At 68.7% G+C, this 24,663-nt stretch carries 25 protein-coding genes; 5 read left to right on the forward strand and 20 right to left on the reverse strand.

Annotated elements, in window-relative coordinates; genetic code table 11:
- Positions 1-110 precede the first annotated feature (110 nt).
- From L8H00_RS13695 to L8H00_RS13745, 11 genes are all read right to left on the reverse strand, one after another.
- Positions 111-2,129, reverse strand: a complete 2,019-nt coding sequence (locus L8H00_RS13695; protein WP_347340736.1) for an acetyl/propionyl/methylcrotonyl-CoA carboxylase subunit alpha — start codon at positions 2,127-2,129, stop codon at positions 111-113.
- A gap of 147 nt (positions 2,130-2,276) precedes the next feature.
- Positions 2,277-3,329: a biotin synthase BioB gene (gene bioB, locus L8H00_RS13700; protein WP_242097853.1), complete on the reverse strand. Its 1,053-nt coding sequence runs from the start codon at positions 3,327-3,329 to the stop codon at positions 2,277-2,279.
- Complete coding sequence (locus L8H00_RS13705) at positions 3,326-3,712, reverse strand: lysozyme inhibitor LprI family protein (protein ID WP_242097854.1); 387 nt, start codon at positions 3,710-3,712, stop codon at positions 3,326-3,328. Before L8H00_RS13705 ends, bioB begins: the two co-directional genes overlap by 4 nt.
- Positions 3,713-3,721: 9 nt before the next feature.
- Positions 3,722-6,010 (reverse strand): methylmalonyl-CoA mutase, encoded by a 2,289-nt coding sequence (gene scpA, locus L8H00_RS13710; RefSeq protein ID WP_242097855.1) that lies wholly within the window; start codon positions 6,008-6,010, stop codon positions 3,722-3,724.
- A 108-nt stretch (positions 6,011-6,118) separates the two neighbouring features.
- On the reverse strand, positions 6,119-6,901 hold the full coding sequence (locus L8H00_RS13715; RefSeq protein WP_242097856.1) for an enoyl-CoA hydratase-related protein: 783 nt from the start codon (positions 6,899-6,901) through the stop codon (positions 6,119-6,121).
- An 11-nt stretch (positions 6,902-6,912) separates the two neighbouring features.
- Positions 6,913-7,332: a methylmalonyl-CoA epimerase gene (gene mce / locus L8H00_RS13720; protein WP_242097857.1), complete on the reverse strand. Its 420-nt coding sequence runs from the start codon at positions 7,330-7,332 to the stop codon at positions 6,913-6,915.
- A complete protein-coding gene (locus L8H00_RS13725; RefSeq protein ID WP_242097858.1) occupies positions 7,329-7,553 on the reverse strand; it encodes a hypothetical protein in 225 nt (74 codons plus the stop codon). Before L8H00_RS13725 ends, mce begins: the two co-directional genes overlap by 4 nt.
- Entirely contained in the window at positions 7,553-7,855 is a 303-nt protein-coding gene (locus L8H00_RS13730; RefSeq protein ID WP_242097859.1) for a hypothetical protein, read from the reverse strand. Before L8H00_RS13730 ends, L8H00_RS13725 begins: the two co-directional genes overlap by 1 nt.
- A 44-nt stretch (positions 7,856-7,899) precedes the next feature.
- Positions 7,900-9,426: an acyl-CoA carboxylase subunit beta gene (locus tag L8H00_RS13735; protein WP_242097860.1), complete on the reverse strand. Its 1,527-nt coding sequence runs from the start codon at positions 9,424-9,426 to the stop codon at positions 7,900-7,902.
- Between the two features lie 64 nt (positions 9,427-9,490).
- Complete coding sequence (locus L8H00_RS13740; protein WP_242097861.1) at positions 9,491-10,342, reverse strand: oxygenase MpaB family protein; 852 nt, start codon at positions 10,340-10,342, stop codon at positions 9,491-9,493.
- 279 nt (positions 10,343-10,621) lie between these two features.
- Positions 10,622-11,101, reverse strand: coding sequence for a helix-turn-helix domain-containing protein (locus L8H00_RS13745; RefSeq protein ID WP_242097862.1), 480 nt, complete (start codon positions 11,099-11,101; stop codon positions 10,622-10,624).
- 98 nt (positions 11,102-11,199) lie between these two features.
- Here L8H00_RS13745 and L8H00_RS13750 point away from each other — a divergent pair, with 98 nt between their 5' ends.
- Positions 11,200-13,329 (forward strand): bifunctional (p)ppGpp synthetase/guanosine-3',5'-bis(diphosphate) 3'-pyrophosphohydrolase, encoded by a 2,130-nt coding sequence (locus L8H00_RS13750; protein ID WP_242097863.1) that lies wholly within the window; start codon positions 11,200-11,202, stop codon positions 13,327-13,329.
- Positions 13,330-13,578: 249 nt separating this feature from the next.
- Positions 13,579-14,607 (forward strand): glycosyltransferase family 2 protein, encoded by a 1,029-nt coding sequence (locus L8H00_RS13755; protein ID WP_242097864.1) that lies wholly within the window; start codon positions 13,579-13,581, stop codon positions 14,605-14,607.
- Between the two features lie 35 nt (positions 14,608-14,642).
- On the opposite strand, the gene L8H00_RS13760 is transcribed toward L8H00_RS13755, so the two are convergent.
- Both L8H00_RS13760 and L8H00_RS13765 read right to left on the reverse strand, forming a co-directional pair.
- On the reverse strand, positions 14,643-15,371 hold the full coding sequence (locus tag L8H00_RS13760; RefSeq protein ID WP_242097865.1) for a class I SAM-dependent methyltransferase: 729 nt from the start codon (positions 15,369-15,371) through the stop codon (positions 14,643-14,645).
- A gap of 1 nt (position 15,372) precedes the next feature.
- The gene (locus L8H00_RS13765; protein ID WP_242097866.1) at positions 15,373-15,822 is read right to left on the reverse strand and encodes a GtrA family protein; all 450 of its coding nucleotides are present in this window, start codon (positions 15,820-15,822) and stop codon (positions 15,373-15,375) included.
- Between the two features lie 78 nt (positions 15,823-15,900).
- On the opposite strand from L8H00_RS13765, the gene L8H00_RS13770 reads away from it, so the two are divergent.
- Complete coding sequence (locus tag L8H00_RS13770) at positions 15,901-17,688, forward strand: AcrB/AcrD/AcrF family protein (RefSeq protein ID WP_242097867.1); 1,788 nt, start codon at positions 15,901-15,903, stop codon at positions 17,686-17,688.
- Here L8H00_RS13770 and L8H00_RS13775 read toward each other — a convergent pair.
- From L8H00_RS13775 to L8H00_RS13800, 6 genes are all read right to left on the reverse strand, one after another.
- Entirely contained in the window at positions 17,685-18,305 is a 621-nt protein-coding gene (locus tag L8H00_RS13775) for a MarC family protein (RefSeq protein WP_242097868.1), read from the reverse strand. The genes L8H00_RS13770 and L8H00_RS13775 overlap by 4 nt on opposite strands.
- Positions 18,302-19,177: a bifunctional methylenetetrahydrofolate dehydrogenase/methenyltetrahydrofolate cyclohydrolase FolD gene (gene folD, locus L8H00_RS13780; RefSeq protein WP_242097869.1), complete on the reverse strand. Its 876-nt coding sequence runs from the start codon at positions 19,175-19,177 to the stop codon at positions 18,302-18,304. Before folD ends, L8H00_RS13775 begins: the two co-directional genes overlap by 4 nt.
- The gene (locus L8H00_RS13785; protein ID WP_242097870.1) at positions 19,174-19,476 is read right to left on the reverse strand and encodes a DUF167 family protein; all 303 of its coding nucleotides are present in this window, start codon (positions 19,474-19,476) and stop codon (positions 19,174-19,176) included. Before L8H00_RS13785 ends, folD begins: the two co-directional genes overlap by 4 nt.
- Positions 19,477-19,480: 4 nt before the next feature.
- On the reverse strand, positions 19,481-19,792 hold the full coding sequence (locus L8H00_RS13790; RefSeq protein ID WP_242097871.1) for a YggT family protein: 312 nt from the start codon (positions 19,790-19,792) through the stop codon (positions 19,481-19,483).
- 377 nt (positions 19,793-20,169) lie between these two features.
- Positions 20,170-21,069, reverse strand: coding sequence for an acetylglutamate kinase (argB, locus tag L8H00_RS13795; protein WP_242097872.1), 900 nt, complete (start codon positions 21,067-21,069; stop codon positions 20,170-20,172).
- Between the two features lie 60 nt (positions 21,070-21,129).
- The gene (locus L8H00_RS13800) at positions 21,130-21,804 is read right to left on the reverse strand and encodes a queuosine precursor transporter (RefSeq protein WP_242097873.1); all 675 of its coding nucleotides are present in this window, start codon (positions 21,802-21,804) and stop codon (positions 21,130-21,132) included.
- 163 nt (positions 21,805-21,967) lie between these two features.
- On the opposite strand from L8H00_RS13800, the gene L8H00_RS13805 reads away from it, so the two are divergent.
- Together L8H00_RS13805 and L8H00_RS13810 are read left to right on the forward strand one after the other, a co-directional pair.
- Positions 21,968-23,236, forward strand: coding sequence for a NupC/NupG family nucleoside CNT transporter (locus L8H00_RS13805; RefSeq protein ID WP_242097874.1), 1,269 nt, complete (start codon positions 21,968-21,970; stop codon positions 23,234-23,236).
- A 49-nt stretch (positions 23,237-23,285) separates the two neighbouring features.
- Complete coding sequence (locus tag L8H00_RS13810) at positions 23,286-24,050, forward strand: MerR family transcriptional regulator (protein ID WP_242097875.1); 765 nt, start codon at positions 23,286-23,288, stop codon at positions 24,048-24,050.
- 43 nt (positions 24,051-24,093) lie between these two features.
- On the opposite strand, the gene L8H00_RS13815 is transcribed toward L8H00_RS13810, so the two are convergent.
- Positions 24,094-24,642 carry a fasciclin domain-containing protein gene (locus L8H00_RS13815; RefSeq protein ID WP_242097876.1) on the reverse strand — a complete coding sequence of 183 codons (549 nt, stop codon included), beginning with the start codon at positions 24,640-24,642 and terminating at the stop codon, positions 24,094-24,096.
- Between the last annotated feature and the right edge of the window lie 21 nt (positions 24,643-24,663).

The raw sequence follows: 24,663 nt of genomic DNA on the forward strand, positions 1-24,663 counted from the left end.
GGATCACCAAATCCGTTCGTGCCGAGCTTGTCGAAGCACGTTCCACAGGCGAACCCCTCGCATGCGGAACGCGCCCTTCGACAAGCTCAGGGCAAACGGTTCGTATAGAGCTATTCCAGCTCCAGGATCACCTGATCCACCGCCAGGCTTTCGCCCGCGCTTGCTGACACGGATTTGACGGTGGCGGTCTTCTGGCTGCGCAGGATATTCTCCATCTTCATCGCCTCGACGACCGCGAGCGCCTGCCCCGCCTCCACCTTGTCGCCCACGCCCACGTCGAGCCGCACGAGCAGCCCCGGCATCGGCGCCAGCAGGAAGCGCGAGAGATCGGGCGGCACCTTCTCGATCAGGTGCTGCGCATAGGGCGCGACATGCGCGGGCAGCACGCGCGCCGCTTGCGTGGCGCCGCGCGTGGTGAGCGCGAAGCCGCCCCGGGTGCGCTGGATCCGCACGCTCAGCGCCGCGTCGCCCACCTGCGCCGCCACCATCCGGTCCCCCGGCGTATATTCCAGATCGAGGTCGATCGCCTCGCCGTCCACGGTGATGCCGTCGGTCGACACTGACACCGCATGGTCGGCGCCGCCGATCCGCACCACCCAGTCGGCGGGCGGGCGCAGCCGGCGGCCGAGCTGGCCGTCCGTCCGGCGCGCGCGATCCGCATCGGCGGTGGCGGCGAAGGCGGCGATCGCGGCCAGCGTACGCAGCAGGTCGGGCGCGGCCGGCGCGCCGTGGAAGCCGTCCGGATATTCCTCCGCGATGAAGCCCGTCGTCAGCGCGCCCGCCTGGAAGCGCGGATGCTGCATCAGCGCGGAGAGGAAGTCGATATTGTTGCCGACACCGTCAATCTCGAACGCGTCGAGCGCCTCGATCTGGAGCGCGGTCGCCGCCTCGCGCGTCGGCGCCCAGGTAACGAGCTTGGCGATCATCGGATCGTAGAACATCGACACCTCGCCGCCCTCGCGCACGCCGTCGTCGATCCGGACATAGCCTTCGGTCGGGGAACCCGGCAGCGGCTGCTGGTGCGTCTCGGCCTCCGGCGGGGCGTAGCGCACCAGCCGGCCGATGCTCGGCAGGAAGCCGCGATAGGGATCCTCGGCATAGACGCGGTTCTCGATGGCCCAGCCGTCGAGCCGCACATCGGCCTGCGCGAAGCCCAGCGGCTCGCCCGCCGCGACGCGGATCATCAGCTCGACCAGATCGAGCCCGGTGATCGCCTCGGTGACGGGATGCTCCACCTGCAGCCGGGTGTTCATTTCGAGGAAGTAGAAGCCTTCGCCCGAGCTGTCCGCGCCCGAGACGATCAGCTCGACCGTGCCCGCCGAATGATAGCCCACCGCGCGAGCGAGCGCGACCGCCTGCTCGCCCATCGCCTTGCGCATCGCGGGCGTGACGAAGGGCGACGGCGCCTCCTCCACCACCTTCTGGTGGCGGCGCTGGATCGAGCATTCGCGCTCGCCCAGATAGACGATGGTGCCGTGCTGGTCGCCCATCACCTGGATCTCGATGTGGCGGGGCGATTCGATGAACTTCTCGATGAAGACGCGGTCGTCGCCGAAGCTTGCCAGCCCCTCGCGCTTCGTCGCCTCGAAGCCTTCGCGCACGTCCTGCTCGGAATAGGCCAGCCGCATGCCCTTCCCGCCGCCGCCGGCCGAGGCCTTCATCATCACCGGATAGCCGATCTCGCCCGCGATCCGGCAGGCTTCGTCGGTGTCGGCGATCTCGCCCAGGAAGCCCGGCACGACGTTGACGCCCGCCGCCTTGGCCAGTTTCTTCGATTCGATCTTGTCGCCCATCGCCGCGATGGCGTTCGGCGGCGGACCGACGAACGCGATCCCCGCCTCCGCGCACGCCCGCGCGAAGCTCTCGCGCTCGGAGAGGAAGCCATAGCCCGGATGGATGCCGTCGGCGCCGGTCTCCTTGGCGGCGAGCAGGATCAACTCGGCCTTCAGGTAGCTTTCGGCGGCCGGCGCCGGCCCGAGCCGCACGCTCTCGTCCGCCATCAGGACGTGCGGGCTGCGCGCATCGGCATCGGAATAGACCGCGACCGTCGCGATCCCCATCCGCCTGGCGGTGCGCATCACCCGACACGCGATCTCGCCGCGATTGGCGACCAGGATTTTCTTGAACACTAGCGTTCCCCGGCGAAGGCCGGGGTCCAGCCCGGCACCATGATAGACGCGGCGGCATAATCGACACCCCGCGCCGCAACTGGACCCCGGCCTCCGCCGGGGAACAAGCACATTCTGGTCGTCACCGTGTAAGGGACGAGACGACCGTCACACCGCCGCCACCCGCATCGGCTCCTCGCCCAGCATCGGCACCATCCCCAGCTTCGCCAGCAGCGCCGCGTCCGCGCCGTCGCCGGCATTGCCCGTCGTCAGCAGCTTGTCGCCGGTGAAGATCGAGTTCGCGCCCGCCATGAAGCACAGCGCCTGAGTCGCGTCCGACATGCTCTCGCGCCCCGCGGACAGCCGGACCATGCTCTGCGGCATCGCGATCCGCGCCACCGCCACCGTGCGGACGAATTCGATATCGTCGAGTCGCGCCATCGGCGTGTCGGCCAGCATGTCGCCGAGCGGCGTGCCGCGCACCGGCACCAGCGCGTTGACCGGCACGCTTTCCGGGTGGCGCGGCAGCGTGGCGAGCGCGTGGACGAAGCCGACGCGGTCGGCACGCGTCTCGCCCATGCCGACGATCCCGCCGCAGCACACGCTGATCCCCGCCTCGCGCACATTGGCGAGCGTCTCCAGCCGGTCGCCGAAGCTGCGGGTGGTGATGACGTTGCCGTAATTTTCGGGCGAGGTGTCGATATTGTGGTTGTAGTAATCGAGGCCCGCCTCGGCGAGCTGACGCGCCTGGTGCGGCGCCAGCATGCCGAGCGTCATGCAGGTTTCCAGCCCCATGGCCTTCACCCCCTCGACCATCGCGACCACCTTGGCCATGTCGCGATCCTTGGGGTTGCGCCAGGCGGCGCCCATGCAGAAACGCTGCGATCCGGCGGCCTTGGCCTCCGCCGCGCTGGCGAGCACGGCCTCCACCTCCATCAGCTTTTCGGCCTTCAGCTGCGTGTCCGCGCTGGCCGACTGCGAGCAATAGCCGCAATCCTCGGGGCAGCCGCCGGTCTTGATCGACAGCAAGGTGCACAATTGCACCTCGCTCGCGGCATGATGCGCGCGGTGCACGCCCTGCGCGCGCCACATCAGTTCGTCGAACGGCAGGTCGAACAGCGCGGCGATCTCCGCGCGGGTCCAGTCGGTGCGGACGGCCGGCGCATCACGATCGCCAAGCGACGGAGCCGGGCGATCGGAACGACGACGCGTGTCGGTCATGGCGTCACCGTCAGGGCGTGAAGCTGGCCGGTGCGCGCGCGGGTCAGGTCGGCCTTGCAGCCGAGGATCACCATCTCTTCCATGCTACCACCGCGGTTCCGATAGCCTTCGCTCACGCATTCGGCGTCGCGAAAGGCGAGCCAGGCCCGCTGGCTGGCGAGCAAGGCCGCCGCATAGGTCGGGCCGGTGGTCGCGTCGGGTTGGGGGTGCGCGTCGCTCGCCTTCATCTGCGCCATGGTCGCGCGGTATTGCGCGTTCATGGCGGCGTCCGCCCGCATCCAGTCGGCGCCCGCACAGGCGTTGAGATCCGCGGTGCGCGGCGACGCGCACCGCGGATCGCCGGGTGGCGTCGCGGCGGCGAGCGTCAGGGCAAACAGCAACATTGCCTTCTCCTATTCCGCCGCTTCGCTTTGCGGCGGCATGTTGTGGCCGAGCAGACGCAGCACGTCCTCGGCGGCTTGAATGAGGTTCGTACCCGGTCCGAAGATCGCCTGCACGCCGGCATCGCGGAGCGCCTGATAATCCTGCGCCGGGATCACGCCGCCCGCGATCACCTTGATATCGGCATGGCCGGCGTCGCGCAAATGGCCGATCAGCTCGGGGATCAGCGTCTTGTGCCCCGCGGCCAGGCTGGAGGCGCCGACCACGTCCACGTCGCGGTCGATCGCCAGCGCGGCTGCCTCGGCCGGCGTCTGGAACAAGGGGCCGGGCACCACCTCGAACCCCAGGTCGCCGAACATGCTGCTGACCAGATTGGCGCCGCGGTCATGCCCGTCCTGCCCCATCTTCGCCACCAGCATCCGGGGCTTGCGGCCGAGCCGGCGCTCGGTGGCGGCGACGCCCTCCTCCAGCCGCGCCCAGCGCGCGTCGCCGTCATAGGCGCCGCCATAGATGCCGCTGACCGGGGTCGGCTGCGTGCCGTAGCGGCCGAACACATCCTCCATCGCGGCCGAGATCTCGCCGAGCGTCGCGCGCGCGCGGGCGGCGTCGACCGCGCGCGCCAATAGGTTGAACTGCTCCGGATCCCGTTCGCCCTGAGCTTGTCGAAGGGCGTGTTCCGGGGCCTGTGCTTCGACAGGCTCAGCACGAACGGGGGTATGGCGGGCGGCCTCCCGCAACGCATCGAGCGCGGCGCGGCACGCCGCCTCGTCACGTGTCGCCTTCACGTGCGCGATCCGCCGCACCTGCGCCTCGCGCACCGCGACGTTATCCACGTCGAGGATGTCGATCGGGTCTTCGTCCGCCTTGCGGTATTTGTTGACGCCGACGATCACGTCCTCAGCCCGGTCGACGCGCGCGGCACGGGCGGCGGAGGCTTCCTCGATCATCGCCTTGGGCCAGCCGGCGGCGACCGCCTTCGCCATGCCGCCCTCGGCCTGCACGCGCTCGATGATCGCCCACGCGCCGTCGACGAGGCTCTGCGTCAGGCTCTCGACATAATAGCTGCCGCCCAGCGGATCGACGACCTTGGTCATCCCCGTTTCTTCCTGGATCACGATCTGCGTGTTGCGCGCGATGCGGGCGGAGAAATCGGTGGGCAGCGCGATCGCCTCGTCGAGCGCGTTGGTGTGGAGCGACTGGGTGCCGCCGAGCATCGCCGCCATCGCCTCGATCGTCGTGCGCATGACGTTGTTGTACGGATCCTGCTCGGTCAGCGACACGCCTGACGTCTGGCAATGGGTGCGCAGCATCTTGGAGCGTTCGTCCTTAGCGCCCAATTGCGTCATCGCGCGATGCCACAGCACGCGCGCGGCGCGCAGCTTGGCGATCTCCATGAAGAAGTTCATGCCGATCGCGAAGAAGAAGGACAGGCGCCCGGCGAACTTGTCGATGTCGAGCCCGCTCGCGACGCCGTATTTCACATACTCCATGCCGTCGGCGATGGTGAAGGCGAGCTCGTGGAGCTGCGTCGCCCCCGCCTCCTGCATGTGATAGCCGCTGATCGAGATGCTGTTGAACTTGGGCATCTCGCGCGACGTGTAGCCGAAGATGTCCGAGATGATCCGCATGCTCGGTTCGGGCGGGTAGATATAGGTGTTGCGGACCATGAACTCCTTGAGGATGTCGTTCTGGATGGTCCCGTCGAGCAGCTTGCGGTCGACGCCCTGTTCTTCCCCGGCGACGATGAAGAAGGCGAGGATCGGGATCACCGCGCCGTTCATCGTCATGCTGACGCTCATCTGGTCGAGCGGGATGCCGTCGAACAGGATCTTCATGTCCTCGACGCTGTCGATCGCGACGCCCGCCTTGCCAACATCGCCCGTCACGCGCGGATGGTCGCTGTCGTAACCGCGGTGGGTGGCGAGATCGAACGCGACGCTCAGCCCCTTCTGCCCGGCGGCGAGGTTGCGGCGGTAGAAGGCGTTCGATTCCTCCGCGGTCGAGAAGCCGGCATATTGCCGGATCGTCCAGGGCCGGCCGGCATACATCGACGCGCGCACGCCGCGGGTGAAGGGCGCGAACCCCGGCAGGCCGGGATCGTCGCGCACGTCTTCCGCGGTGTAGAGCGGCTTGACCGCGATCCCCTCCGGCGTGTGCCAAGTGAGGTCGCGGCCCTTCACCTCCTTCGCGGCGGCCGCCTCCCATGTCGCGAGGCTGGGATGCGCGGCAGGCTCGGGCTGCGGCGGTGCCGGCGGCGCGGCGCCGCTGTCCTCGCCGGTGTTGGTCTCGATCTCAGCCATGAAACACCCGTTCGTCCTGAGCTCGTCGAAGGACATGTCGCAAGTGAAGCGCCCGAGACGCGTGCTTCGACAGGCTCAGCACGAACGGGGGGAAGAAACGGGCCATCCTCACGCGCCCCGGAACGCGGGCTTGCGCTTTTCGAGGAACGCCATGCCGCCTTCCCGGCTGTCGGCGGTGCCGCGCGCCGCGCGCTGGTTCTCCGCCTCGGCGTTCATCGCCGCGGCATAGTCGCTCTGGAGCGCGGCGGCGAGGCCGCGGCGCATCAGCCCCAGCGCCATCGTCGGCCCGGCCGCCAGCCGCTCGGCCAGCGCGAACGCCGCCGCATCCAGCGCATCGTCGGCGACGACCTTGTGGATCATCCCCCATTCGAGCGCCCTGGCCGCCGGCACCTTTTCGCCCAGCAGCATCATCTCGGTCGCCCGCGCGCGGCCGATCAGGCGCGGCAGCATCCACGACGCGCCGCCATCGGGGACGAGGCCGATGTTGACGAAGGCCTGGAGAAAATAGGCCGTCTCGCTCGCCACGCAGAAATCCGCCGCCAGCGCCAGGCTGCAACCGATCCCCGCCGCCGGTCCGCGCACCGCGCTGACGACCGGCACCGCGAGATCGGCGATCGCCTGCATCGCCGGGTTGTAGCTCCCGGTCAGCGCTTTGAACGTCGTCTCGCCGGGATTTTCGCTGCCGAGCGCACCGCCGCCGACGTCCGCGCCCGAACAGAAGGCGCGGCCCGCGCCCGTCACCAGCACCGCACGCGCTCCGTCGAGCGACTCCAGCGCCGCGGCGATCGCCTCGAACATCGCCGGCGGCGCGGCGTTCAGCCGGTCCGGCCGATCGAGCGTCAGCACCAGCACGTCGCCGCGCCGCTCGCGCCGGATCAGGTCGTCGGTCATCCGCATCTCTCCTAGTGGGCGCCTTTCGGCGTCTCCATCAATTCGACCAGCATACCGCCCATGTCGCGCGGATGCACGAACACGATGGGCGTGCCGTGCGCGCCGATCCGCGGGCTGCCCAGGATCGTCGCGCCCTTTGCCGTCAGATCGGCGACGGCGGCGTGGATGTCGGGCACCTCGAAACAGACGTGATGCTGCCCACCCGCGGGATTCCTGCGCAGAAAGCCGGCGATCGGCGAGGCGTCGTCATAGGGCTCGATCAGCTCGATCTGCGTGTTGGGCGCGTCGATGAAGCACACCCTCACCCCTTGCGCGGGCAGGTCGAACGGTTCGCCGATCGCGGTGGCGCCGAGCAGGTTGCGATACGTCTCGATCGCGCGCGCGATCGATGGTGTCGCGACGCCGACATGGTTGAGGCGGCCGAGGGTCATTCGGGCAACCGTGCCGGCTCATCGGGCCGAAACGGCGTCCGCGTCGCGCCTTGTACGAACCCCTCGAGCCGCGACACCCGCTCCGACAGCGAGGCGTGAGCGCGGCTCAACGCGACCACGTCCTTGCTCAACGCCGCCATATCGTCCCGCATCGCCTTGATCGCCTCCTGATAGAGGACGATCGACTTGAAAACGCTCCATGTCTTTTCCGATACCGACATCAGGCGGCGATATCCTGCTGACCCGGCACCGATGGTCCAAGCGCCTCCGCGATGGCGGCGCGGGCCTCCGCGATGCTGGCACGCATGGCGTTCAGATCCTCGTGCATGCGCGGCAGCGCCCGCTCGATCTCGGCGATGACGAGCGCTCGCGCCTCGTCCTCCTCCATGCTTTCCTGGGCGATATAGCTGGTGGTGGCCTCGCGCACGACATGCCCGGTCGACATGCCGTTGCTGGCGGCAAAGGCATCGAGCGCCGCCTTGTGGTCGGGCGTGGTCAGAAACGTGACTCGTTCGGTCTGCATCGGAGCGCTCCTTCACATGACCTTATAATGTGTCGGATGGTCGGTCACAACGGGATGTTGTCGTGCTTCTTCCACGGGTTCTCCAGCGCCTTGCCCTTCAGCTTGCGCAGACCGAGCGCAATGCGGCGGCGGGTGGAATGCGGCTGGATCACCTCGTCGATGAAGCCCTTGCTCGCCGCCACGAACGGGTTGGCGAAGCGCGCCTCGTATTCCGCCGTGCGCTCGGCGATCTCTTCCGCCGTGCGGCCGCGGAAGATGATCTCGACCGCGCCTTTCGCGCCCATCACCGCGATCTCGGCGGTGGGCCAGGCATAGTTCAAGTCGCCGCGCAGATGCTTCGACGCCATCACGTCATACGCGCCGCCATAGGCCTTGCGCGTGATGACGGTGATCTTGGGCACGGTCGCCTCGGCATAGGCGAACAGCAATTTGGCGCCGTGCTTGATGATGCCGTTATGCTCCTGCGCGGTGCCGGGCAGGAAGCCGGGCACGTCGACGAACGTCACGATCGGGATGTCGAACGCGTCGCAGAAGCGCACGAACCGTGCCGCCTTCTTGCTCGAATTGATGTCGAGCACGCCCGCCAGCACCATCGGCTGGTTCGCCACGAAGCCGACCGTGCGTCCCTCGATCCGCCCAAAGCCGGTGACGATGTTGGCGGCGTGGCCCGGCTGCGTCTCGAAGAAATCGCCCTCGTCCACCACCTTCCGGATCAGCTCGTGCATGTCATAAGGCTGGTTGGCGCTCGCCGGGATCAGCGTGTCGAGGCTTTCCTCGATCCGGTCCCAGTCGTCCGCGGTCGGGCGTTCGGGCACGCCCACGCGGTTGGATGCGGGCAGGAAATCGATGAAGTCGCGCGCCGCCAGCAGCGCCTCGACGTCGTTGTCGAACGCGTTGTCGGCCACGCTCGTCTTGGTGGTGTGCGTGACCGCGCCGCCCAGCGCCTCCTGCGTGACGACCTCGTTCGTCACCGTCTTCACCACATCGGGCCCGGTGACGAACATATAGCTTGAATCCTTCACCATGAAGATGAAGTCGGTCATCGCCGGCGAATAGACCGCGCCCCCCGCGCACGGGCCCATGATGAGCGAAAGCTGCGGCACCACGCCCGACGCCAGCGCGTTGCGCTGGAACACCTCGGCATAGCCGCCGAGGCTGGCCACGCCCTCCTGGATGCGGGCGCCGCCCGAATCGTTCAGGCCGATGACGGGCGCGCCGACCTTCAGCGCCATGTCCATCACCTTGCAGATCTTCTGCGCGTGGCGTTCCGACAGCGAGCCGCCGAAGACGGTGAAATCCTGGCTGAACACGAACACCAGCCGGCCGTTGATCGTGCCCGATCCGGTGACGACGCCGTCGCCGGGGATCTTCTGCTCCGCCATGCCGAAATCGACGGCATTGTGCTCGACGAACATGTCGAGCTCCTCGAAACTGTCCTCGTCGAGCAGCACGGCCAGCCGTTCGCGCGCGGTCAGCTTGCCCTTGGCGTGCTGCGCGGCGATCCGCTTCTCGCCGCCGCCCATCCGGGCGGCCTCGCGGCGGCGATCGAGTTCCTGCATCGTGGACGACATGGCCTCTCCTTGCGCGCTCCATTCCGGAGGCGCACCGGAAAAGCAAGCGCGGCCGGTCGATCCGTCAGGCGAACGCCCAGCGCAGCGTCTGCGCGATGCCGAACGTGCCAGCGCGCACCAGCGGCGCGGCGATCCCCGGTCCGGAAAAGCCGTGCATCGTGCGCGCCCATTCGGGCAGAAGGTCGATCCCCGCCTGCATCGTCAGCGCCTGCATCGGCGCGATCGCGGGGCTGGCGGGCTTCTGGTCGAGCACGAGCCGGGCCACCTCGCGCGTGCGGTCGTCGACGCGCAGGTCGCCGCGCATCGTGCGGATCAGCACCGCCGCCGCCGCCCGGCTGCGCGGCGCGGGATCGGCGCCAAGGGCCGTTGCCATGTCGGCCATCTCGGCGAAATAGCGATCCTGATCGGCACGCGTCATGCGCGGCTCGCCATAGCGCCGCCAGCCGGCGAGAAAGCTCGTCGCCTCGGTCACATGCACCCAGGCGAGCAGGGCCGGATCGTTCGCGGCATAGGGCGTGCCGTCGGGCAGCGTGCCCGTCACCTGGACGTGGATTCGCCGCACCCGCGCGATCGCCGCCTCCGCCTCGTCGCGCCCGCCATAGGTGGTGAGCGCGATGAACCTGGCGGTGCGCTTCAACCGGCCATGCATGTCGGCGCGGAAATTGGAATGGTCCCACACCCCCGCCAGCACGGCGGGATGAAGCATCTGGAGCAGCAGCCCCGACACGCCGCCCACCAGCATCGACGTCACGTCGCCATGCACCCGCCATGCGACCGATCCGGCACCGAACAGCCCGTCCTGCCGCCGCGTCACCGGAGCCTCGCCCTTGGCCGGATCGTTGAACAACCCCACCACCTCGCGCGCGATCCGCGACTTGAGCGAGCGGACGAGCGGGCTTGGAAACGGAGAGGCCATGCGACGCTCAACGTGCGGCGATGCGCGCGGGTCCGGCGGCGTGTGGCGAACGGCCTATGCCGCACGGCAAGGCGCGATTGCGAACGGGTGTTTCGGCAAGCTCGGCACGAACCGACTTCGGGGACTGGATCAAACTGGCTCCAAGGAGGGAGAGCACGCGGAGGCGCGGAGGAGTTGGACCCGGCCGCGCCGGCGGGCTTTCATCGCGGCCTGTGAGCATCAGAACGCTGTCGCGTTCGATCCGCCTCCGCGCCTCCGCGTGCCCTCCCTTCGGCCGCCCTATTCCGCCGCGATCGCCGCATCGGGGTCGCACGCCACGTCGTCCGGCAGCGCCCAGATCAGGTCGCCGCGGCCCAGCACGCGGCCGTCCTGCGCGCGCACTGCGACCGGCTCGATCGGCCGCCGGTCGCGCGCATCGACCAGGATCGGATAGGCTGGCACGCACGTCTCCCACCGCTCGCCCCATTGCCGGAGCGCGATCATCGTCGGCAGCAGCGCAAAGCCCTTGTCGGTCAGGCCATAGACGATCTTGCGCCGATCCTCCGGAAACGGCGTCCGCGCAAGGATGCCGTGCTCCACCAGCCGCGCCAGCCGGTTCGCCAGGATGTTGCGCGCGATCCCCAGTTCGGACTGGAACTCCTCGAAATGCTGGAGCTTGTTGAACGCCGCGCGCAGGATCAGGAACGACCAGCGTTCGCCCACCGCCTCCAGCGCGGCGGGCAGGCTGCAGGCGAGCAACGGTTCGCGCAACTTCGTCATGGCCGCATCCTCTCGCATGACACCCTAACGGAAAAACCGTGGCGAGGCACGGCGGTAATGTGTTGCCAAGCGACGGGCACCGGCCCCATCTAGATCGCGTGCTACGCCAATATGAACTCGTCGATCGCGTCCTCGACTATGATCCGCAAGCCGACGAGGCGCTGCTGAACCGCGCCTATGTCTTCTCGATGCAGGCGCATGGCAGCCAGAAGCGGGCGAGCGGCGATCCCTATTTCAGCCATCCGATCGAGGTGGCGGGCATCCTGACCGATCTGCATCTCGACGACGAGACGATCGCGACGGCGATCCTGCACGACACGATCGAGGATACGGTCGCCACGCCCGAGGAGATCACGCGGCTGTTCGGCGCCAGCGTGGCGCGGCTGGTCGACGGCGTCACCAAGCTCAGCAAGATCGAGGCGCAGACCGAAAACGAGCGCGCCGCCGAGAATCTGCGCAAGTTCCTGCTCGCGATGTCGGACGATATCCGCGTCCTGCTGGTGAAGCTGGCCGATCGGCTGCACAACATGCGCACGCTCCACCACATCGCGAAGCCCGAGAAGCGGCGGCGGATCGCGAAGGAGACGATGGACATCTACGCCCCGCTCGCCGAGCGGATCGGGATGTACGAGTTCATGAAGGAGATGCAGACGCTCGCCTTCGCCCAGCTCGAACCCGACGCGTATGAATCGATCACCCGCCGGCTGGACCAGCTCAAACAGGGCGACGGCGGCGACCGGATCGCAAAGATCGGATCGGGGCTGAAGCTGCTGCTCGGCCGGTCGGGCCTGGAAACCGAGATATCGGGGCGCGAGAAACATCCCTATTCGATCTGGCGCAAGATGCAGGAGCGCCACATCAGCTTCGAGCAGCTCTCGGACGTGATGGCGTTCCGCGCGATCGTGCCGCGCGTGGAGGATTGCTATGCCGCGCTGGGGGTCATCCACCGGCGCTGGCCGATGGTGCCGGGGCGGTTCAAGGATTATATCTCGACGCCCAAGCGCAACGGCTATCGCTCGCTCCACACCACGGTGATCCATGCCGAGAATGCGCGCGTGGAGATCCAGATCCGCACCCCCGAAATGCATGCCGAGGCCGAATTCGGGCTCGCCGCGCACTGGGCGTACAAGCAGGGCGGCGCGGGCGGCCTGGGCGTGCGGCCCGAGACGCAGCATAGCTGGATCGCCGATCTGGTCGAGATCCTCGACACCGCCGAGAGCCCCGAGGAGCTGCTCGAACACACCAAGATGGCGATGTATGCCGATCGCATCTTCGCCTTCTCGCCCAAGGGCGAGCTGATCCAGTTACCCAAGGGCGCGACGCCGATCGATTTCGCCTATGGGGTGCACACCGATCTGGGGGATCAGGCGGTGGGCGCCAAGATCAACGGCCGCGTCGTTCCGCTGCGCACCGCCATCGAGAACGGCGACCAGGTGCAGATCCTGCGCTCCAAGGCGCAGGAGCCGCAGCCGGCCTGGCTCAATTTCGCGATCACCGGCAAGGCGCGCGCCGCGATCCGTCGCCATCTGCGGCAAAAGGCCAAGGGCGAGCAGGTGAAGCTCGGCCGCAAACTGTACGAGGACATCGTCCAGCGGCTCCCGGCGCAGATCGGCGCGGACGCGATGAGCCATGCGCTCAAACGCCTGAAACTGTCGGACGAGAATGCGCTGATGGCGGCGATCGCGCGGCGCACCTTGCCCGACAGCGCGGTGATGGAGGCGCTGATGCCCGGCTCGGCGGGGGCGGACGTGGTGCAGCCGCACGCGCTCGCACCGCAATCGAGCGCCATCTCGATCAAGGGCCTGACGCCGGGCATGGCCTATGATCTCGCCACCTGCTGCCATCCGGTGCCGGGCGACCGGATCGTCGGGCTGCGCCGCCCCGATGCCGGGATCGAGGTGCACGCGATCGATTGCGCCACGCTGTCCGATCTCGCCGAACGGTCGGAGGACGAGACCGACTGGATCGACGTGTCGTGGGGCGACAAGACACAGGGCGCGACCGCGCGGATCGCGGTGGAGGTGAAGAACGAGCCCGGCGCGCTGGGCGTGCTCGCCACGATCATCGGCGCGCACAAGGCCAACATCATCAACCTGCGGCTCGACAACCGCGATACCGGGCTGCACACCAACATCATCGATGTCGAGGTGCACGACCTGACGCAGCTCATGCGGCTGATCGCGGCGCTTCGCGCGGCCGACGTGGTGAACACGGTGGAGCGGGTCTAGAATTCGATGACGGCACCTCGACCCGTTCGCCCGGAGCGTGTCGAAGGGCCTGTCCAGAATGCGATGGCGCGAGCGCGAAGAGCGTGCTTCGACACGCTCGGCACGAACGGATTTCGTGATCCGGTCGAGACGATGCCATTCCGCGCCGTCGCCATCGGACTTCCCCGTGTTCCATTCCGCGTTCGGCCGCGTCGCCCCATGGCAACAAAATGGTGACGCTGCGCCGCGCCACCGCTACCAATCCGCGCCATGCAACGCCCCGCGCTCTCGATCGTCATCCCCTGCTACAACGAGGCGGCCTGCCTCGATCTGCTCCATGCGCGCGTCGGCGCGGCGGCGCGGGGGTGCGTGGGCCACGATTACGAGCTCGTGCTCGTCAACGACGGCTCGCGCGACGATAGCTGGGCGGTGATGCAGCGCCTCGCCGCCGCCGACCCGCGGCTGGTGGCGATCAACCTGTCGCGCAATCACGGCCACCAGCTCGCGCTCACCGCCGGGCTCGACCTGTGCTCGGGCGCGCAGATCCTCATCATCGACGCCGATCTGCAGGATCCGCCCGAGCTGCTCGGCGACATGCGCGCGGCGATGGTCGCGCAGGGCGCCGACGTGATCTATGCGGTGCGCCGCAAGCGCGCGGGCGAAACCTTGTTCAAGAAGGCGACCGCCGCGGTCTTCTACCGCGTGCTGGACCGGGTGACCGACACGCCGATCCCGCTCGACACCGGCGATTTCCGGCTGATGAGCCGGCGTGCGCTCGATGCGTTCCTGTCGCTGCCCGAACAGGCGCGCTTCATCCGCGGCATGGTCGCCTGGGTGGGGTTCCGCCAAATACCCTTCCCCTATGATCGCGCCGAACGGCATGCGGGCGAGACGAATTATCCGATCGGCAAGATGATCCGCCTCGCCTTCGATGCGGTGACGGGCTTCTCGACCGCGCCGCTCCGCTTCGCCAGCCATGCCGGCCTCGCGCTCACCGCCGCCTCGCTGCTGCTGCTCGTCTATATCGCGGTCGGTTTCTTCACGGGCAGCGCGGTGCAGGGCTGGACCTCGACGATGCTCGTCGTCGTGCTGCTGGGCGCGGTGCAGATGTTCGTGCTCGGCATGATCGGCGAATATCTGGGGCGGCTCTATATCGAATCGAAGCACCGGCCGCTATACATCGTGGCGGACGTCGCGGGGCCGGTGCAGGGCCGCGCCACGCTTGGGTTTCGCGCGGAGCCGGTCGACGCGGCCGCGGGCGGGACGGACGTCGCAGCGGATCCGTGCGGAGCCGCGTAGATCGCGAACGGCGGTGGCCCCGAGCGTATCCGCCTTTATCCCGGCACCGCCAGCGTGACGATCGATAGGCCGGGCGTCATCGGCACCCGGCCGACGGCATGGCGCTCGAGCCGGAAGATCCGCTCGAACAGCGCGTTCACCGCCTTGGGCGGGGGCGAATCATCGCTGTCGTCGCGGTGCAGCAGCCGGCCCACGATGCGCGCGGCGGCGGCGAGCGGAAACAGCAGCGAGTTGAAATAGGTCAGCCGCGTCGGCGTCAGCCCCGCACGCACGATGGCGGCGGAAAGCGTCGCGCGCGAATAGCGGCGGTGATGGTGGTTCACCACGTCGTGCGCGCTCCACATCCACTGGTGCGCGGGCACCGCGATCAGGATCTTGCCGCCGGGCTTCAGGCAGGTCGCCATCGCCGCCAGCGCGGCCACGTCGTCTTCGATATGCTCCACCACGTCGAGCACCGCGACCAGATCATAGGCGCCGCGTTCCACCCCGGTCAGCGCCGGGAGCGGCGCGTCGCCGACGGGCTTGCCCAGCCGCTCGCTGGCGATCGCCCGTGCGGCGGGATCGATCTCGATCGCGTCGACCGTGCCGAACGTGCCCAGCATCGGCAGATTGTGCCCGGTGCCGCACCCGATCTCCAGGATGCGCGCCTCCGCCGGCAGCGCGGCATAGCGCGTCAGATAATCCGCCAGGATGTCGCGGCGCGCGCGATACCACCAATGCGTCGAATCATGCGCGGCCATGCGGTCGTAGACGATACGGTCCATATCAGGCGAATACCCAGAAACGGTTGAGGGCGAAGGTGATGAGCGGGGTGACGCACACGATCGGCACCAGCGGCCACCAGGTGGCCCCGTGCAGCGGCCCGGTGAGGATCGCGACGAACGCGGTGTTCAGGCCGAAGCTGACCAGGCTGACCGCGAAGAACCGGCCGCCGGTCCGTGCGAAATCGTCGCGTTCGCCATGCCCCTGGAAGCTCCACCGGCTGTGCAGGAAATAGCCCGAGACCATCGCCCCCATATAGCCGAGGATATTGGCCACCACGGGCCAGGCGGCGCGTCCGCCGATATCGGCGAGTTCGTGGCCATAGGTGGCGAGCGGCCAGTAGATGACGCCGAACACCAGCGTCGACAGCCCGCCCGCGATCCCGAAGCGGACGAGCTGCGCCAGCATGCCGCTCGCCCGCCAGTGATCCAACCGCCTCGCCAAGCCCGACACGCCGCTCTTCCCTGAAAACCGTCCCCGCCCTAAGGCCATCTCCGCGGGAGTGGAACCGGAAACGGTCCTGATGGGATGATGCGTTTGAACGACGATACGGGCGCACGCTTGCGCCGGATGCTCGATCGCCGCTGGATGGCGCTCACGCTGCTCGTCTGGGCGGCCGTCACCGCCTGGTATCTGTGGTCCGACTGGAACCAGATTCGCTGGTGGTCGCTGGGCGACACCGACGACAATATGCGCCTGATGCAGGTGCGCGCCTGGATGGCGGGGCAGGATTGGTACGACCTGCGCCAATACCGCATGAACCCGCCGGGCGGGTTCGACATCCATTGGAGCCGCATCGTCGATCTGCCGATCGCCGGGCTGATCCTGTTCTTCCGCCTGTTCACGAGCGCCGCCTGGGCGGAGCGGCTCGCCTGCGGCCTGGCGCCGCTGCTGCCGCTGTCGGTCGCGATGCTGGGCGTGGGGGCGACGGTGCGGCGGCTGGTGAGCCCCTATGCCTGGCCGCTGGCGCTCGTCTTCCTGCTCGGCACCTCGGCGACGATGCTGATGTTCATGCCCGAACGGATCGACCATCATGGCTGGCAGCTCGCGATGCTGTCGCTGACGGTGGCGGGGCTGTGCGATCCCGCGATGCGCCGCGGCGGGCTGACGGTGGGCCTGGCGAGCGCGGTCAGCCTGGCGATCGGTCTGGAGATGCTGCCCTTCGCCGCGATGGCGGGCGCGATCATCGCGCTGCGCTGGATCCGCGACCGGGCGGAGGCGCCGCGGCTGATGGTCTATGCGCTGGCGCTGGGCGGCGGCAGCACCTTCGGCTTCGTCGCCTTTGCCTCCTATGCCAATCGCGTGATGCGCTGCGACGCGCTGACGCCGGTGTGGCTGTCGGTGATGATCGCGGCCGGCGTGCTGCTGTTCGCGCTGGCCCTCGCGTCGCCGCGCTCGGCGGGCGTGCGGCTGGGGCTGGCGGCGATCAGCGCGGTGCTGATCGGCGTGGGCTTCGCGCATTTCTTCCCGCAATGCCTCGGCCGCCCCGAACAGGTCTCGCCCGAACTGGCGAAGAACTGGCTGAACAACGTCCGCGAAGCCAAGCCGATCTACCAGCATCCCTTCCGCCTCGCCTTCGCGATCGCGGTGTTTCCGGTGATCGGGCTGATCGGCGCGGTATTCGCCGCGTGGCGCGCGCGCCGCGCCGCCAATGCGGTCGGCTGGGCGGCGGTCGCGCTGTTCACCGGCTTTGCCTGCCTGATGCTGCTGTGGCAGGCGCGCGCGGGCCCGGGTGCGCAGCTGCTCGCGGTGCCGGGCGCGGTGGCGCTCGTCTGGGCGTTCCTGCCGCGGCTGCTCGATCACACGTCGATGGCGGTGCGCGTGCTGGCGCCGGCCGCGGTGGTGGTGGTCGCCTCGTCCTTCTTCGCCGGGCTGGTGCTGCCCTATCTGCCCGTCGGCAAGCCGAGTGCCTATACCGCGCGCGTCAACCACGCCTCGGGCAATTGCGTGCGCACGACGGTGCTGCGCCCGCTCAACCATTATCCCGCGCAGACCGTGTTCAGCTTCATCGATCTGGGGCCGCGGATCATCACGATCACGCATCACGACGCGGTGGCGGGCCCCTATCACCGGAATGGCGACGCGATCCTCGACGTGCAGCACGCGTTCGGCGGACCACCCGCCCTGGCGCATGCGATCATGAAGCGCCACGGTGCGACGTTGCTGCTGCTCTGCCCCAACATGGCGGAGGCGACGATCTACCGCGCGCGCTATCCCGGCCGCTTCTACGACCAGATGGCGCACGGCAAGCGGTTCGCCTGGCTCACCCCGCTGCCGCTGCCGCGCGGCGACCCGCTGCGGCTGTTCCGGATCGACTAGCGCAGCACCACCGACAGCCCGTCCAGCACGAACTGGACGGCAAGCGCGGCCAGCAGCACGCCGAGCAGGCGCGTGATGACCGCCTCGATCTTCGCGCCCAGAATCCGCATGATCGGGCCCGCCGCCAGCAGCGCGATCAGCGTCAGCAGCAGGATAGACGCCATCGCGCCCAACACGACCAGGCTGCGCTCCAGCCCGTCGTTGCGGGACATCAGCAGCATCACGCTCGCGATCGATCCCGGCCCCGCGATCATCGGCATCGCCATCGGAAAGATCGAGACGTCGTCCGCCTCGGGATCGTGCGCCACCTTGGCGGCGCGATCCTCGCGGCGCTGGGTGCGCTTTTCGAACACCATCTCGAGCGCGATCAGGAACAGCATGATGCCGCCCGCGATGCGGAAGCTCGCCAGGCTGATCCCCAGCCCCTTCAGCAGCGCCTCGCCGAACAGCGCGAAGACGAACAGGATCGCCGCCGCCACGCCCACCGCGCGGATCGCCATCGCGCGTTTCTGCGCGGGGCCGGCCGCCGCCGACAGCCCGGCATAGATCGGCGCGCAGCCGGGCGGATCGATCACCACGAAGAAGGTGATGAACGACGAGACGAACAGCTCGATCACAGCGCGCCCTCGTCGATCGCGACGCCTTCGCGCCGGCCGGCGGAGACGAGCGTGTTGCGCAGCAGCACCGCGATCGTCATCGGCCCGACGCCCCCCGGCACCGGCGTGATCGCGCCCGCCACCGACAAGGCGCCGGCGAAATCCACGTCGCCCACCAGCCCGTCGGCGGTGCGATTGATGCCTACGTCGATCACGGTCGCGCCCGGTTTCAGCCAATCGCCCAACACCATCGCCGCGCGGCCCACCGCCGCCACCACGATATCCGCGCGGCCGACCACCGCGGGCAGATCGCGCGTGCGGCTGTGCGCCAGCGTCACGGTGCAGCTCGCCGCGGTCAGCAGCGCGGCCATCGGCTTGCCGACGATGTTCGACCGGCCGATCACCACCGCGTCCTTGCCCGCCAGATCGCCCAGCGCGTCGCGCAGCAGCATCAGGCAGCCGAGCGGCGTGCACGGCACGAAGCCCGGCAACCCGGTCGCCAGCCGCCCGGCGTTCACCGGATGGAAGCCGTCGACATCCTTGTCGGGATCGATCGCGAGGATCACCGCGGTCTCGTCGATATGGGCGGGCAGCGGCAACTGGACGAGGATGCCGTCCACCGCCGGATCGGCGTTGAGCGTGGCGACCAGCGCGAGCAGCGCGGCCTCGGTCGTGTCGGCAGGCAAGCGATGCTCGATGCCGGCCATGCCCGCCGCTTCGGTCGCCTTGCCCTTGGCGCGCACATAGACCGCGGACGCGGCGTCCTCGCCCACCAGCACCACCGCGAGGCCGGGCCTGCGCCCCGCCCGTTCGGCGAAGACCGCGACCTGCTCCGCGACGCGTGCGCGCAAGCCAGCGGCAAAGGCTTTTCCATCGATGATCGTGGCGTTCATGGGGCGGCGGCATAGAGGCCGGCGGCGATTCGCGCCAGCAGCGCCGCGTCGCCGGCGATGGCGATCCGCTTCAGCCGCGCGGTCTGCCCGCCGATCAGCGTCACCTCGCGCTTCGCCACGCCGAACACCCGGGCGACCAGCGCGAGCAGCGCGGCATTGGCCGCGCCCTCCACGGGCGCCGCGGCGAGCCGCGCGGCGAAATGCTCCGCCGTGCCGGGCGTCAGCGCATCGCGCCCGCCGCGCGGCGTCACCCGTACCGCGATCGTCAGCCCGGCCGGCGTTTCCGCCCAAGCCGGCATGCGGTCAGCCCGCCACCACCGCGCCACCGTACATCTGCTGCACGATCGCCGCCTGGACGATCTTGTCGAGAATGATGATCGCGATCAGCACCACCATCGGCGACAGGTCGAGCGCGCCGAAATCGGGCAGGATGCGCCGGATCGGGCGATAGAGCGGCTCGGTCATCCGCTGGAGCGCGGTCCACACCGAACGGACGAAATCGTTGGAGGTGTTGATGACGTTGAACGCGATCAGCCACGACAGGATCGCCTGCACGATAATGATCCACCACACGACATCGAGCAGGATTTGAACGATCTGAAGCAACAGGATCAACGCGAAAGCCTCCCAGCAGCGGACGGGGTGCAGATAGGCGATGAAGCCATGGCGTGCCAGAGGCCAATGGCTCGATCGACGTCCGCACCGACGGACCAGGCTTCGAAGGGGCAGAAGATCGTTCGCGCGAAGACGCCAAGACGGGAAGAGGGCGCGCCCGGCGGCGCCTGCAGCCTTCGCGCAAATGGGTTCACGCGGAGGCGCGGAGGCGCGGAGAAAAAGGGCCGGCCGCGCCAGCGGCCCTTCATCCCCATGCCAGGATACCGGTACGCTGCCGCGCACGAAACATCTTCGCGTCTTCGCGGCTTAGCGCGAAACTCTTCTTCTCCGCGCCTCCGGGCCTCGCGTGAACCGATCTTCGCTACGCCACGCTCAGCCTAGCACCGCACCAGCGTGCCCGCGCCCGCCGAGGTGAAGATCTCGAGCAGCACGGCATGCGGCACGCGCCCGTCGAGGATCACCGCGGCGCGCACGCCCGCCTGCACCGCGGCGACGCACGTCTCCAGCTTGGGGATCATGCCGCCGGTGATCGTGCCGTCGCCGCGCAGCCGCACCACGTCGGCGGGCTTCAGGTCGGTCAGCAACTCGCCCTGCTTGTCGAGCACGCCGGCCACGTCGGTCAGCAGGAAGAACCGGCGTGCGCCCAGATGCGCCGCGATCGCACCCGCCATGGTATCGGCGTTGATGTTGTAGGTATGGCCGTCGTCGCCGATCGCGATCGGCGCCACGACGGGGATGATCCCGGCGTCGCACAGCGTGTCGATGATCCGCCGGTCGACCGCCACGGGCTCGCCGACGAAGCCCAGATCGACATGGCGCTCGATCCCCTGGCGTTCGTCGGGGCTGTCGCGGCCCACCTTGCGGGCGCGCACGAAGCTGGCATCCTTGCCCGAGATGCCGACCGCACGACCGCCCGCCTGGCCGATCCAGCCGACGATTTCCTTGTTGATCGATCCGGCCAGCACCATTTCGGCGATATGCGCGGTCTCGGCATCGGTGACGCGCAGCCCGTCGACGAAGCGCGATTCGACGCCCAGCCGCTTCAGCATCGATCCGATCTGCGGGCCGCCGCCATGCACCACGACGGGGTTGATCCCCACCGCCTTCAGCAGCACCATGTCGTTGGCGAAGCTGCGCTGCAGCGCGGGCGAGCCCATCGCATGGCCGCCATATTTGATGACGAAAGTCTCGCCGGCATAACGCTGGAGATAGGGCAGCGCCTCGGTCAGCGTATGCGCCTTGGCGAGCAGGTCCGCATTCGGGGTATAGTCGGTCATGCGCGGGGCCTTAGCGGCTGCGCCGGGGGAGTGAAAGACGCCCGGCCCCGGCCGCGCGGCTCAGGCGCGATCCAGCCGCCGCCCGATCGTGACGAACAGATAGATCAACAGCGGCACGATGACCGCGGACAGGATCACCTTCACGATCATCTGCCCGATCAGCAGCTCGCGGATCGGAAACACGCCCAGGAACGCGATGCTGACGAACAGCAGCGTGTCGACCACCTGGCTCAGCACCCCCGCGATCGCCGCGCGCAGCCACAGGAGCGGCGCGCCCTCGCGCCCCTTCAGCCAGGAGAAGACCGAGACGTTCAGCGTCTGCGAAATGCCGTAGGAAATGATGCCGCCGACCCAGATCCGCGGCGTGCCGCCCATCATCAGCGCGAACGCGTCGCGCCGTGCCGGCATCATGTCGCCCGACGCCGGCAGCGCGAGGACGATCAGCGAGAGCAGGATCGACACGATCAACGGCACGAAGCCGAAACGCACCAGCCGGTTCGCGACCGTACGCCCGTGCAGCTCGGCCACCGCGCTCGACACCGCGACGAGCAGCAGAAAGGCGAAGATCCCCGCCTCGATCGCCAGCGGCCCCAGCCCGAGCACGGGACCGAGCGCCGAGAGCGGCCCCAGCGCCACCTGCTTGTTGCCCAGCACGCCGGCGATGCACACCATGCCGCCATAGAAGATCGACAGCGCGAAGAGCGAACGCGGGATGGCGGGGGCGGGTCTGTCCATCGCTGCGGTGCTAGCGCGCCCGGCGCGCGCGCACAATCGGCTGTCCTCTCAACGGATTTGGCGCCATACCCGGCGCCAGGGGATGTCGCGGGCCGTACCCGCGCGTCCGGGGAAAGGGGCTCATGCGCGTCAACACCACCATCGTCCACGGGATCGCCCGCGCGTGAATCGCATCCTGATCGGCCTGGCCGGCATCGCGGTGATCATCGGTATCGCCGTCCTGCTCTCGACCGACCGCCGCGCGATCCGGCTGCGCGTCGTCGGCAGCGCCTTCGCGCTCCAGGCGGGGATCGCGGTGCTGGTGCTCTACAGCCGCGGCGGCCAGGCGGTGCTGTCGTTCCTGTCGGGCGGCGTGGCGGACCTGCTCGGCTATGCCAAGGCCGGCACCGATTTCCTGTTCGGCCCCCTGGCCTCGCCCGCGATCGGCGGCCACAGCTTCGCGATCGCGGCGCTGCCCGTCATCATCTTCTTCGCCAGCCTCGTCTCGATCCTCTATCATCTGGGCATCATGCAGCTGGTCGTGCGCTGGATCGGCGGCGGCATCGAGAAACTGATCGGCGTGTCGAAGGTGGAATCGCTGTGCGCGGCCGCGAACATCTTCGTCGGGCAGAGCGAATCGCCTTTGGTGATCCGCCCCTATCTGGCCGCACTCACCCCCGCGCAGCTCTTCACCGTCATGACGAGCGGGATGGCGGGCGTGGCAGGCACGATCCTCGCCGCCTATGCCTCGATGGGCATCCGTATCGAATATCTGCTCGCCGCCAGCTTCATGGCGGCGCCCGGCGGAATCCTGATGGCCAAGATCATCATGCCCGACGGCGTCACCCCGCCGCCGGGCGAACTGCCGCTGGGCGACATTCCCGGCGAGGCGATCGCGGGCGAGCCGCTGCCACAGGCCAGCCATGACGAGGAAAAGCCCGCCAACCTCATCATGGCGGCGGCGCAGGGCGCGCAGACCGGCGTGAAGCTGGCGGTCGCGGTCGGCGCGATGGTGCTGGCCTTCGTGGCGCTGGTGGCGCTGGCCAACGGCTTGCTCGGCGGGATCGGCAATCTCGTGGGGTTGCCCGGGCTCAGCTTCCAGGCGCTGCTCGGCTATGTCTTCGCGCCCGTCATGTTCCTCCTGAACGTGCCCTGGTCGGAAGCGGGGATCGCGGGCGGGCTGTTCGGGCAAAAGATCGTGCTGAACGAGTTCGTCGCCTATATCTCGCTCGGCACCCAACAAGGCCATCTGTCGCCGCGCACGATCGCGGTGGTCACCTTCGCGCTGTGCGGCTTCGCCAATTTCTCGTCGATCGCGATCCAGATGGCGGTGACGGGCAGCCTCGCCCCCAACCAGCGTCCTACGATCGCCAGGCTCGGCCTGCGCGCACTGGCCGCGGGCAGCCTCGCCAACCTGATGAGCGCGGCGCTCGCCGGATTGCTGATCGGCTGAGCGTTTCGCGCTTGCTCCTGACGCAGCGTCATCGCGTAGACGATTCGCCATGGAGGAGATGCTCGATATCGGCGAGGTGGCCAGGCTCACGGGGCTGACGCTTCGCGCGCTGCGCTTCTACAAAGGCCGCGGGCTGGTGGCACCCCTACGCACTGCGGGTGGCCGGCGCGTCTATGGCCGCGGCGAGCTGGCGCGGCTGAACGCGGCGTTGGCGCTCAAGCAGGCGGGCTTCTCGCTTGCCGAGATCGCGCGGCTGCTGGCGGGCCGAGCCGTCGACATCGGCCGCCTCGTCGATGCCCGGCTGGCCGAGATCGACCGGCGCGCCGCGGCGATCGCCGAGGCCGGCGCGCTGCTCCGCACCGTCAGGTCCCGCATTGATCGTGGCGAGCCGATCGACGTCGCGACGCTCTGCTCGCTCATTCGAACGGGAAACGACACGATGGAACAGGACGATTGGAAGGCGGTCACCGACCGCTACATGACCGACGAGGCGCGCGCGGACTTCGCCGCGGCGCGGACGGCGATACCCGCCGATTTCGATCAGGCCGCCTATGCGGCGCGTTGGAAGGCGCTCGGCGAAAAGGTGGAGGCGGCGCTGCCGCTCGATCCGCACTCGGCGGACGCGGGCGCACTCTACGACGAATGGCAGGCGCTGCTGGCGCCGTTCGCCGCCATCGCCACGCCCGCCATGACCACTGGCATCACGCGGATGTACGACGGCATCGAGACGTGGAAGGGCAGCCGAACGCCGCCCTTCTCGTCCGCGGTGTGGCAGTTCATCCGCTCGGTCGGCGCGGCGCGCCAGGCGGCCTAACCGAGTTCCCTTCCCGGCGGTCGCGCCGGGAAGGGATGGCGGATCAGGGCATCATCACCGTGTCGATGACGTGGATCACGCCGTTCGACTGGTAGACATTGGGGATGGTGATCGTCCCCGTGTCGCCCTTGCCGTCCATGATCGTCCAATGGCCCATCGCCTTCTTGAACATCAGCGGCTCGCCCTGAACGGTGGTGTAGGTCGCGGTGCCGCCGTTGGCCTTCGCCTTGGCGGCGATGTCGGCGGCGGTGATGCGGCCGGGGACGACGTGATAGGTCAGGATGCTGGTGAGCTGCGCCTTGTTCTCCGGCTTCACCAGCGTGTCGACGGTGCCGGCCGGCAGCTTGGCGAACGCGGCGTTGGTGGGGGCGAACACGGTGAAGGGGCCGGGGCCCGACAGCGTGTCGACCAGCCCGGCGGCCTTCACCGCGGCGACGAGCGTGGTGTGGTCCTTCGAATTGACGGCGTTCTCGACGATCGTCTTGGTCGGATACATGGCGGCACCGCCGACCATCGGGTCCTTGGGGGCGGCGATCGCGCCGGCGCTGGCCAGGATCGCGATGGCGGCGATCGAAGTGCGGATGGGGTTCATGAGCGTCTCTCCTGTCGGCAC

Source organism: Sphingomonas sp. CROZ-RG-20F-R02-07, from assembly GCF_022662335.1.
Taxonomy (GTDB): domain Bacteria; phylum Pseudomonadota; class Alphaproteobacteria; order Sphingomonadales; family Sphingomonadaceae; genus Sphingomonas.